General features: G+C 39.9%; 12 protein-coding genes. 11 read left to right on the top strand and 1 reads right to left on the bottom strand.

Annotated elements, in window-relative coordinates:
* The first annotated feature begins 546 nt into the window (after nucleotides 1-546).
* The 6 genes from T489_RS0111270 to T489_RS14990 all read left to right on the top strand — a co-directional run bounded on the left by T489_RS0111270 (nucleotide 547) and on the right by T489_RS14990 (nucleotide 5,168).
* Entirely contained in the window at nucleotides 547-1,593 is a 1,047-nt protein-coding gene (locus tag T489_RS0111270; protein ID WP_031580133.1) for a Fic family protein, read from the top strand.
* A gap of 219 nt (nucleotides 1,594-1,812) precedes the next feature.
* A complete protein-coding gene (locus T489_RS0111265; protein ID WP_031580132.1) occupies nucleotides 1,813-2,646 on the top strand; it encodes a Fic family protein in 834 nt (277 codons plus the stop codon).
* Between the two features lie 74 nt (nucleotides 2,647-2,720).
* Complete coding sequence (locus tag T489_RS0111260) at nucleotides 2,721-3,710, top strand: Fic family protein (RefSeq protein ID WP_031580131.1); 990 nt, start codon at nucleotides 2,721-2,723, stop codon at nucleotides 3,708-3,710.
* Between the two features lie 495 nt (nucleotides 3,711-4,205).
* A complete protein-coding gene (locus tag T489_RS0111250; RefSeq protein ID WP_031580129.1) occupies nucleotides 4,206-4,910 on the top strand; it encodes a hypothetical protein in 705 nt (234 codons plus the stop codon).
* 11 nt (nucleotides 4,911-4,921) lie between these two features.
* Nucleotides 4,922-5,059, top strand: coding sequence for a zinc-ribbon domain-containing protein (locus T489_RS15780; protein ID WP_157608245.1), 138 nt, complete (start codon nucleotides 4,922-4,924; stop codon nucleotides 5,057-5,059).
* Nucleotides 4,992-5,168 carry a DNA-binding protein gene (locus T489_RS14990; RefSeq protein WP_157608242.1) on the top strand — a complete coding sequence of 59 codons (177 nt, stop codon included), beginning with the start codon at nucleotides 4,992-4,994 and terminating at the stop codon, nucleotides 5,166-5,168. The genes T489_RS15780 and T489_RS14990 overlap by 68 nt, the downstream gene beginning before the upstream one ends.
* Nucleotides 5,169-5,226: 58 nt before the next feature.
* Here the strand turns inward: T489_RS14990 and T489_RS0111240 are convergent, their stop codons facing one another.
* On the bottom strand, nucleotides 5,227-6,987 hold the full coding sequence (locus tag T489_RS0111240; protein ID WP_031580128.1) for an AAA family ATPase: 1,761 nt from the start codon (nucleotides 6,985-6,987) through the stop codon (nucleotides 5,227-5,229).
* A 592-nt stretch (nucleotides 6,988-7,579) separates the two neighbouring features.
* On the opposite strand from T489_RS0111240, the gene T489_RS0111235 reads away from it, so the two are divergent.
* From T489_RS0111235 to T489_RS15495, 5 genes are all read left to right on the top strand, one after another.
* The gene (locus T489_RS0111235) at nucleotides 7,580-7,774 is read left to right on the top strand and encodes a hypothetical protein (RefSeq protein ID WP_031580126.1); all 195 of its coding nucleotides are present in this window, start codon (nucleotides 7,580-7,582) and stop codon (nucleotides 7,772-7,774) included.
* Between the two features lie 17 nt (nucleotides 7,775-7,791).
* Nucleotides 7,792-8,163, top strand: coding sequence for a DUF6273 domain-containing protein (locus tag T489_RS0111230; RefSeq protein WP_031580125.1), 372 nt, complete (start codon nucleotides 7,792-7,794; stop codon nucleotides 8,161-8,163).
* 139 nt (nucleotides 8,164-8,302) lie between these two features.
* Complete coding sequence (locus tag T489_RS0111225) at nucleotides 8,303-8,785, top strand: hypothetical protein (RefSeq protein ID WP_031580124.1); 483 nt, start codon at nucleotides 8,303-8,305, stop codon at nucleotides 8,783-8,785.
* Between the two features lie 44 nt (nucleotides 8,786-8,829).
* Nucleotides 8,830-9,453, top strand: coding sequence for a hypothetical protein (locus T489_RS0111220; protein ID WP_031580123.1), 624 nt, complete (start codon nucleotides 8,830-8,832; stop codon nucleotides 9,451-9,453).
* A gap of 26 nt (nucleotides 9,454-9,479) precedes the next feature.
* Nucleotides 9,480-9,824, top strand: a complete 345-nt coding sequence (locus T489_RS15495) for a DDE-type integrase/transposase/recombinase (RefSeq protein WP_031580122.1) — start codon at nucleotides 9,480-9,482, stop codon at nucleotides 9,822-9,824.
* Nucleotides 9,825-9,880: the final 56 nt, after the last annotated feature.

The following is a 9,880-nucleotide window of genomic DNA, read 5'->3' as shown; positions in this document are numbered from 1 at the left end:
ACTGCAGGTCAAATAATCTGGAAGACCTGCGTAAGGCTGAAACAGCTTCCGAGGACTAATCCAATAAATCTTAAAAACTCACTGTGGTAGTAGCACAGTGAGCTTCAATTTTAAATAACCCTATTTGCTTACACGCATACGATTATTAAGCTCCGTGATGAAAAGTACCGGCTTCAGCTCGAGGATGCGAACAGGGAAGGATCACGATTAAAACTGGAGGAACTGGAATCATTTCTCTCAAAGCAGGGGACCGAAGTTCAGGAGTACGATGATGCTCTGGTTCGACGCCTTGTGGAGACCATCACTGTTTATGATGACCGCTTTAAGGTGAAGTTCGAGTCGGGCATCGAAATTGAAGTTGCTGCGTAAGATTGGTCTGCAATTTTTATAACAACATAGCGGTTGACTTTTGTTTGATGCTAAGGTGTATTATCAAATGAAAGTCAACCATTAGTCTTTTGAAAGATGTTTGTTTTATTCCACTATAACTCACTGTATTCCCTTTTTTTATGGTATAATTTATGGGAAAGTTATTGGAGTAAGGGAATGCGACAATTTAATTATTCATTGATCAAAGACCAAAAGTGGGATTCTGAGCTTCTTGGATTAATTGCGGCTATATATCGTGAAGCCGGAAAGCAGGAAATGTATCTGAAACAACGCACTCAGGAGCTGGAAAAACTGGTAGAAATAGCGAAAATTCAAAGTACAGAAGCGTCAAATGCCATAGAAGGAATAGTAACCACCAGTACCCGCATCAGACAGCTTGTCGAAGAAAAAACTACTCCTAAAAATCGCGATGAACAGGAAATATCCGGTTACAGAGATGTTTTGGGGATTATCCATGAGAGTTTTGATGCAATCCCCATTACCAGAAATTACATTCTGCAACTGCACAAAATTCTGTACAGTCACATGAATAACCCTATAGCGGGGAGAACAAAAACGGTACAGAATTATATTAGTGCAACATATCCTGACGGACATACAGAAACACTATTTACACCTCTTGCTCCTTATGAAACACCGGAGGCTCTGGATCGTATCTGCGAAGAGTATAATCGCGTCATCGGAAACATGGAACTGGAGCCATTAATTGCCATACCGATTTTTATTCATGATTTCCTGTGTATCCATCCTTTTAATGATGGTAATGGCAGGATGAGCAGACTTCTGACAACGCTTCTTCTTTACCGGAGCGGATTTTATGTAGGCAAATATATTTCTTTAGAGGCCAAAATAGCCAAATATAGAGATCTTTATTATGATGCTCTTGCTGCATCGCATGACGGCTGGCATGAAGGACAAAATGATCCCATTCCGTTTGTGAAATACCTGCTTGGCACGATTCTTTCGGCTTATAGAGATTTTGCAGACAGATATACGATTGTTGAAAACAGACGTTCTGCGTTAGACATGGTGAGAATGGCAGCACAGAATAAAATAGGCAGATTTAAAAAACAGGATATCAGAGAACAATGTCCTTCATTAAGTATAAGCTCAATTGAAAGTGCTCTCAGAAATATGGTTGCATCCGGTGAATTAAAGCGCGAAGGTGCCGGAAAAAATACCTTTTATTTTAGACTTAAATAGTCATAACTGTTTTTCCATATTGGAACGCAACGCATTTCAAATTGACATGGACTCATTATCGATTGCTTTTAAGAGTTGCGTGAGATAACGACAGTCGGATACAGTTCCTCTGGGATGTATCCAAATTTGACACATTACTGTTATAATCTTAAAAAATACTGTTAATCTGCCTAATTACAATGAACTGACTAATAAGATCATAGGGGCGAGGTGATAAGGATGAACAAAGATCCTTTCAAAGACTACTTCAGAGAAGCTGAGCCAAACAAGAGAGACAAAGGCTATGCCTGGCACACGGCCATTGGCTTGCAGGCTGTTGATGGTTTGAAGACATCTGATTACCTTATGCATACTGCTGTCCGCAATATCGAGGGAGAGATTTCCTTTGAGGAAGCTAATAAGCTTCTTCAGAACTATTACGAAGAAAATCCTGTGCGTGATACAGGAGATCGCACCGAGGAAGCAGACAAGGTTGCATCCAGAATAGCCTCTCTTTTATCAGAGAGAGCTTTCAGTTTTACTCCGAACGAGTATCTTTCCATTCACCGAAAGCTGTTCACCGGCATCTATTCTCACGCGGGATGCTTTAGGGATTACAATATCACAAAAAAGGAATGGGTGCTGAACGGTGCAACAGTCCTTTACGGCAGTGCATCAGAGCTTAGTGCAACGCTGGATTATGACTTCTCTTTAGAAAAGAAGTTTTCCTATAAGAATCTTTCGATGGATGAGATCATCCATCACCTTGCGGTTTTCGTTTCGAGACTATGGCAGATTCACGTGTTCGGAGAGGGCAACACCAGAACAACAGCAGTGTTCTTCATCAAGTACATGAGAACACTCGGATTTGATATGACCAACAACGTTTTTGCCATTAATGCATGGTACTTCAGAAACGCTCTTGTACGAGCTAACTATAATGATCTGAAAAACGGCATCTGTGAAACAACGGAGTACCTGGAACTTTTTCTGAGGAATCTGCTGCTGAACGAGAAACATACTCTTCATAACCGGACATTGCACATAAGTGGAACGTTTAAAGAACCGGAATAAGCGAACATTGAAGAGCAAACAGTGGAGATTCGTTTACGGCGAAAACAGTTTTACACCAATAAAAGGATAAGACAGTGAGCAAGTACCAGCCTCCGTTTCACATGACGGACAAAATTACAAATTTAATAGCGGCTATCAGTGAGCAGTTAGGACAGATCAAAGTTTTGTCTAAGGGAAACCTCACTCCTCATCTAAGAAAAGAGAACCGTATAAGAACAATTCATTCCTCATTAGCCATCGAACATAATTCTCTCTCTTTAGAGCAGGTTACAGCTATTATTGATGGCAAGAGAATTCTTGGCAATCCGGTAGAAATCAAAGAAGTTAAAAATGCATACACCACGTATGAGATGATGCTGACTTTAGATCCTTTTTCTGTTGATGATCTGTTAAAGGCTCATGAAGCCATGATGAAAGAGCTTATTTCTGAAAATGGCAGATTCAGAAGTGGCGGAGTCGGTGTGTTTAACGGAAAAGCTCTTGTTCACATGGCTCCTCTGGCAAATATGGTTCCCGGTCAGATTCAGGATTTGTTTAGCTGGTATAAGGCATCAGAAATTCATCCGCTTATACGAAGTGCAATCTTCCATTATGAGTTTGAGTTTATTCATCCGTTTGCTGATGGAAACGGGCGCTTGGGAAGAATGTGGCACAGCCTGCTGCTCGGGCGTTGGAATGAAATATTCTATTGGTTGCCTGTCGAAGACCTGATAAGATCACGACAGGAAGAATATTATAAAGCTCTTGGCAAATCAGACAGAGATGCTGACAGCAGTGCTTTTGTAGAATTTTTATTGCAGGTCATCCTGGACACTTTGCAGAATACTACTGTTGTCGGAAACGATGAAGTGGAGGAGCAAAAAGATCCTTTGGTTGATACACTGCGAGAGGCTATAGGAAAAGATACTCTTTCAGCCACTGAAATTATGAAGCGTCTTGGATTATCTCACAGACCTACTTTCAGACAGAACTATCTAAATCCTGCACTCAGTCACGGCGTTATAGAAATGACAATTCCTGACAAGCCTAATAGCAGGAACCAGAAATACAGGTTGAAAAAATAACTTGATCGGTATAGACCGACCAAGTCACCGACTAAGATACCGATCAAGTTATATCTGATGGCAGCTGAATAGTTGATATGTTCATAATTTTTTCAGGGTTGAGACTTCAATCGACATATTGGTGAGTCCAAAGATGATAAACGCTTGATATAAAGGCTATTTCATCCTTGCACGTCGAGACGGTTGTTCTTTTAGGTGACAAAAGAGTTGACGGACATATCTCAAGATAGATGTAGATGTTGAAAAGCTTGATAATACGGGCGGTAGAGCCACATATGCCAAGATAAAGGACTATATCAAAGAGAAGTACGGATACAGCATTTCATCCCTCTATATCGCTCAGATGAAGGATAAAGTCGGCTTGGAGAAGCGTGATAACTATAATCACGGAACCGGTAAGACGGCAAGGGTACCACAGTGTACTCCTGAGAAGGAAGAAGCTATTATGGATGCTTTTAAGCATTTCAGTTTGATATAAAAAGAGGGATTGTAGATATGCGAACGGTTGATTCTATTATCAAGTCTGCTACGGTCTTTTATAAGACACTAAGTGAAGATTCGAACGGCAGGTTTCGTTCATGGGAATATTGTTACAAGTGTTTTCATGATGCAAGGAATAATCCGGATGCAGATGTAGATTATTTGTGCTTGCATCTTGCCTTCTATCTTGCTAGTTGGGGAATGTACAGAGGATCGTCATTCCTTCTTCAGAAAGATTATAAAGTACATAAAAAGGTTGTTAAGGAAATTCTTAAGCCACAATATGATTGCTTGTTTGGAATCAAATGCTCTAAATTCCGAGATGAAGAAGTCTTTAATCTTATGATGGAATTATATCGATTCATAGAAAATTACTATGGTGAAGTTAGAGATAGTGTTAAAGAGGTAGATGTAAAGAGTAACCCGTCATCGGTTCTTGTCACCAAAGTTCTGATGGGGACTTTGGGATGTGTTCCGGCATATGACAGGTACTTTATTGAGGGAGTGAAGAGTAAGAAAGTTGCAGCTGGACGCTTTGGAAAAAATTCCATACTATCTCTGGTTGACTTTTATGAACAAAATGAGAGTGATCTTGAAAAAGCAAGACGCGGCCTGAAGGTCTGTGGATTGTCATATCCACAAATGAAATTATTGGATATGGGTTTTTGGCAGATAGGCTTTGACTTGGATCAGGATAAAGGGTTAAAGAAAGCAGATTAACGGAAGAGAATATGATTAATGTTCAAGAGAGTTTAAATGCTAAATTTCCAGAAATAGCAAAGCAGTGGCATCCGGATAAAAATGATTTTTCGCCTAATGATGTTAAGCCCTTGTCAAACAAGAAGGCGTGTTTCCAAGCTCTGCAGTGAAGGAAGGATCAAGGGAGCTGTACTTAAGGGCAATACCTGGCTGATTCCGTCAGATACCCAAAAGCCGGAGGACCAGAGACGGCTTAAGCAGGGCAGGGATCAGAAGTAGCAGATTACCTGCTGTGTTTTCAGAAAATGAACTGTTGCAAATTTTGCAACAGTTCAAACTACCCGCAATACACGCATTCCGAACCGGCAAAGACCATGGCATAGGCTTTGACCTGTTTACCCTTGAACTCAAGGGCTGTTTTGTAGGTTTGTACCTGTTCGGTTGCTTCATTTTTCAGACTTTCAATCTTTGCTTCAGTTGCGTCTTTTTTAGCGGCGTACTTCAGTTCGATGAGGTAGGTACATTCACTTTTCTTTCCCTTGTTGATGGTGATTACCAGATCAGCATACTTTTCTCCCTTGCCGATAACTCTCAGCGATTTCTGTAGCTCAACCACAACTCCGCGCATGGAATTAAGCTTGGCGTGGAGCACCAGATTCAGTGCCATCTCACTCATGTGTAAAAGAACCTGATTGGTGAAGATACTACTTAAAAACTCTGTACAGGAACAAGCAAAAGATGAAAGATCATCCGAGGCATTAAGTAGTGCTGATATATCTAGTTTCTGTTCTCTGAATATGCTATTAGGCTTTAATCGCAAGTCCACCGTGCATTGTGCAAACAGCTTCGACATAAAGAGATTCGGAATTTTTAACATTAGCCCGTCTGAGTTTGACAGTACCGGATCAATGGTGAGATAGCCGAGATAATACAGCATGGATAAAAGCTGAACTTCGCTATACTTCTCTGATTTATTCAAATTGATGTTTTCGGCAAGTTTTTCGAGGTAGAACGAATCGCCACTGAGGTATGTGTCTATAATGTTATCAGCCAAACCATCTTCGGCAATGTTAAACAGTTGCTGTAACTTCGATCCGTCATGATCTGATGCCGGATCCAGATATTTTTCAGGGGCGAGAAATTCCTGTTCCTTCTGCATCCTGTTTAAATAATATAGGCACATGGATGAGTTATACAAGGTGCTTTTAGCCAGTCGGCTGAAGCAGTATCCATCGTAAACTGGTTTCATTCTGGAAATTACTTCATCGACGGTTACACCTATGCTTTTTATATCAACCAGCTCAGGAATGAGCTTTTTAAGTTCGGTTTCAGTTAAACCCGCATATTCATTAAAACATTCGTCAGAAGTGACATTCAGTGCAATATTAAATCCTGAGGTCAGGGAATCAAGTGATACAGAAGATACGCCGGTAATGAATGTTTTGGCGATACATCCTGCATCGGCTGCAGCGGCTTTTATTGCAGCATAAAAATCTTTGAGGAAACCTCCGTCACTGGTTATAGTTTGGAACAGATTAAAATCACGTGATAGAATCTGGTTGGCGAAATTATCATATTCATCAATCATCACATAAAGTCGGCCTTTATCGGAATAGCTGGCATAGGCAGAAACGAAATTATTAAACAGAGTAACAGAATCTGATTTGTCCAAATTATCATAGTTAAATATGAAATCAGGATATCTTCTCTTAAAATTATCTATGCCAAAAGCTACCGCAGAAAAGAAACTGTTGTACATAACGGTACTGCTTTGCGTGCCAACCCGGGAAAAGTCAAAATTCAATACATGATAGGTGTTATGGCTTTCCAGATGTTCATTGTATATATTAGTCTTGTAGAACAGTTCTTCATATCTGTCAGCATATGATATGTCGTAGAAGCATTTCAGCATCTGGATAAAGGTACTCTTGCCAAACCGTCTCGGACGCAGAAGAACTGGATATAAGGTCATTCCATTATCATCCAGTGACTTAATCATTGCGCTTTTATCGGCAAAAGCTCTTTTGAGCTTGCGAAACGATTCATAAGCAACTTCGCCATAAGGGGAATTTAACAATATTACTTCACTTTCTGACATAACGAATCCTTTGTTCCAAATTCATATCCGGAATCTTTGTGCTTTATAAACATATGTGTATAATTTATGGTTATCATGTGTCTGATATCTGCGATTCACAGTACTTTCTTTTCTGATGTTAAAGGGTTTCGCTACAAATAGCAACTTTTATGGGATACTATGGTGATGAAGACATGAGATTTAGCGGTGTGTGCTACTTTGACATAAGCATAGCACGCTCGACCTTACGGACTAAAACGTCAGTGCTTATGTTTTTTCGTTACCACTGTCACGTGAACTGTTGTTAGGTTGATACGTTACTGCTAATGGATGTCAGACATAGTCAGTAGGGTGTCATCGCACGTCGAGACGGTAGTTTTACTGTCAAGGGAGAAATAAAGGTGGCTAAAATGCCCTAAAATCAAAGGTTTAGCGAGATTTGTGTTTTTTACTCGTGATGATTTTAGGGCGTTTTGGACTGAATGAAAAACTACACTTTAGGGGTTAGATACAGTTTGCGTGGCAACAATTTTACTTTTGCGAAAGGTCATGGCTACAGTTTTATTGATAGGGGATAAGAGTTTTTGACCGTAATGCACTGAGGTGATGAGAGATGAAGATTGGGGATTACTTTAAGTTCGGGCGTTACCCGCAAAATAATGGTGATACCAAGGAACCTATTGAATGGCTAGTGCTAGATGTTTCTGGCAATGGAGCTCTTCTTATCAGTCGTTACGGACTTGACTGTAAGCAGTACCATGCTGAATATGTTGATCATGGGAAGACTGCGATCTTCGGAAATGGCTGAACAATGATTTTCTTGAGGTGGCATTTTCTGATGAGGAACAGAAGAAAATCAAGGTATCTAATCTCAAGAATGACGATAATCCAGAATTTGAAACCTGCGGTGGAAACAGTACCAAAGATCTGGTGTTTTGTCTCAGTTTTGCAGAGGTAAAAAGGTATTTCAAGAAAAAGACTGCAAGAAAGTGTCAACCCACGGACTATTCTCACGAGCAAGGTGCATGGGTTGATGACAGCTATGGCTGTTCGTATTGGTGGCTTCGTTCACCGGGAGCCGATCAGTCATTTGCGTCGCTAGTTGATACGGATGGCACCATCCGCCTGTATGGGGATGCCGTCTACGATATTCTCGGCACTGTTCGGCCCGCATTACGGATAATCTTGAATCAGTAAGCTTCTAATCTGGGATCTGCCGCTGCGGCTTTGCCGATGGCACTTTTGTTAAAAAGCAGTGCCGGAGTTCTTAATTGTGGCACTGTTGACGTTTCTTAAACTAAGATAGCGTTTTGCTGTCATGGAAAATTGAAATTATATGACATTGGGAAAACAATCAAAAAATATAAGTGGGTTACCTGAACCATTGCCAGATGAGGAAAATTCCGAGGTAAATAGTGGAATATGTGAAAGCAAAGAAGGTGACCATGATGATTATGATGACGATATTCCTCCTGATGAAAAGGCCGAACTTCTAAAGTTGCTCGTCAGAGTACCTGTGCTAATTCTAACGGGGTGGCTGATTTTGCAAATATTTTCTATCCTGTTTATCCCTAATGAATCGGGTATAAGTAATAAGCCTGGTGAATCATGCGGAGCTATTTGCTTTTTTGCTGATACAATCTATGGTTTTGTTGTACCTGTAGTTAAATGTGTAGCATTATTTATCTTGGGGGCTGTACTAATTCCTCTCTTTTTATGGTGCGTAACAGGGTACAAAGTTCTTCTGTGGATAGCTTTGTTTTTTGGAATACCAATACTCACATTGATAGTTATATTTATGTTGCTAGTTCTACTGTAACTTGCTACATTATCTTTTTAAGGTTTCTTTTAAGGGGCAGAACGATGAGAGCACACGAGCTTTTAAAAAAGTATAACAGAATGATTGCTTATCAGATTGTCCTTTTGATATTGATGGGGCTGGCTATTTTTTCTCCTCTTATGTTGTTGTGCTTATTACCTGTCTTTTTTGTTTTCCTTGTTTTTTTTATTGTTCTCTTAACAAATTCAGTGACTTATTTTGAAAACTGTTCTTACACCCAATTAGCCCTTAAAAGCAGAAATATTAAAGTAATGTGCATTTTAATGCTCGTTAATCTGGTTTTTATGATATCGCTTCCGTTTTGGGGTATGGAAATAAGATGGGGGTATATGGTATGTGCTTTGTTATCCTTTGTCACTGAAATTGGGATGGGGGTATATTGTTTTCTTTATTTTTATGCCATCAGGGAGGTTATTAAGCAGATAACTGAAAATGATAAAGAGTCTGACAGTCACATGAAAAATTCGGTAAATGTTGCAGACGATTCCTTAAGAAAGATTCATAACGAAAATGAAGAATATACAGTCAAACTTGGAATATTTGGTAACCTAGGGCTTCAAGTTATACTCGTAATATTGGTACTACTGGTTCTTATGGCGCCAGTCGGTTATTTTGCCTATATGATTTATGGAATAACCCATCCGTAAATAAAATTATAGGGGAAACGGGAAATTTGCCTATCTATCTTCCTTCCATACTTGATGCATTTACCAAACAGATTCTATCGTATGTGGTAAGTGATTCCTTGGAAGTAGATTTTGTCCTTGACACAGTCACTAAGTTGATAAATAACCATGGTAGCACCATACAGGCAGAAGCGATCCTGCATTCAGATCAAGGATTTCACTATACTAGCTATAGGTTTATTGAAATCATAAAGGACAAGAAGCTTCGTCAATCAATGTCGCGTCGTGGGAATTGTTGGGATAATGCTCCACAGGAAAGTTTGTATGCGTGTAAGCAAATAGGGTTATTTAAAATTGAAGCTCACTGTGCTACTACCACAGTGAGTTTTTAAGATTTATTGGATTAGTCCTCGGAAGCTGTTTCAGCCTTACGCAGGTCTTCCAGATT

The sequence above is a fragment of the Ruminobacter sp. RM87 genome, from assembly GCF_000701925.1.
GTDB lineage: Bacteria > Pseudomonadota > Gammaproteobacteria > Enterobacterales > Succinivibrionaceae > Ruminobacter > Ruminobacter amylophilus.
The sequence above is the reverse complement of the archived record's forward strand: the minus strand, read 5'-3'. Positions and strand labels throughout refer to the sequence as shown.

What these genes read in the sequence shown, in the direction of transcription:
- T489_RS0111270 (WP_031580133.1), top strand. Translation starts at nt 547, where the DNA reads ATGCGACAATTTAATTATTCATTGATCAAAGACCAAAAGTGGGATTCT.
- T489_RS0111265 (WP_031580132.1), top strand. Translation starts at nt 1,813, where the DNA reads ATGAACAAAGATCCTTTCAAAGACTACTTCAGAGAAGCTGAGCCAAAC.
- T489_RS0111250 (WP_031580129.1), top strand. Translation starts at nt 4,206, where the DNA reads ATGCGAACGGTTGATTCTATTATCAAGTCTGCTACGGTCTTTTATAAG.
- T489_RS15780 (WP_157608245.1), top strand. Translation starts at nt 4,922, where the DNA reads ATGATTAATGTTCAAGAGAGTTTAAATGCTAAATTTCCAGAAATAGCA.
- T489_RS14990 (WP_157608242.1), top strand. Translation starts at nt 4,992, where the DNA reads ATGATTTTTCGCCTAATGATGTTAAGCCCTTGTCAAACAAGAAGGCGT.
- T489_RS0111240 (WP_031580128.1), bottom strand. Translation starts at nt 6,987, where the DNA reads ATGTCAGAAAGTGAAGTAATATTGTTAAATTCCCCTTATGGCGAAGTT.
- T489_RS0111235 (WP_031580126.1), top strand. Translation starts at nt 7,580, where the DNA reads ATGAAGATTGGGGATTACTTTAAGTTCGGGCGTTACCCGCAAAATAAT.
- T489_RS0111225 (WP_031580124.1), top strand. Translation starts at nt 8,303, where the DNA reads ATGACATTGGGAAAACAATCAAAAAATATAAGTGGGTTACCTGAACCA.
- T489_RS0111220 (WP_031580123.1), top strand. Translation starts at nt 8,830, where the DNA reads ATGAGAGCACACGAGCTTTTAAAAAAGTATAACAGAATGATTGCTTAT.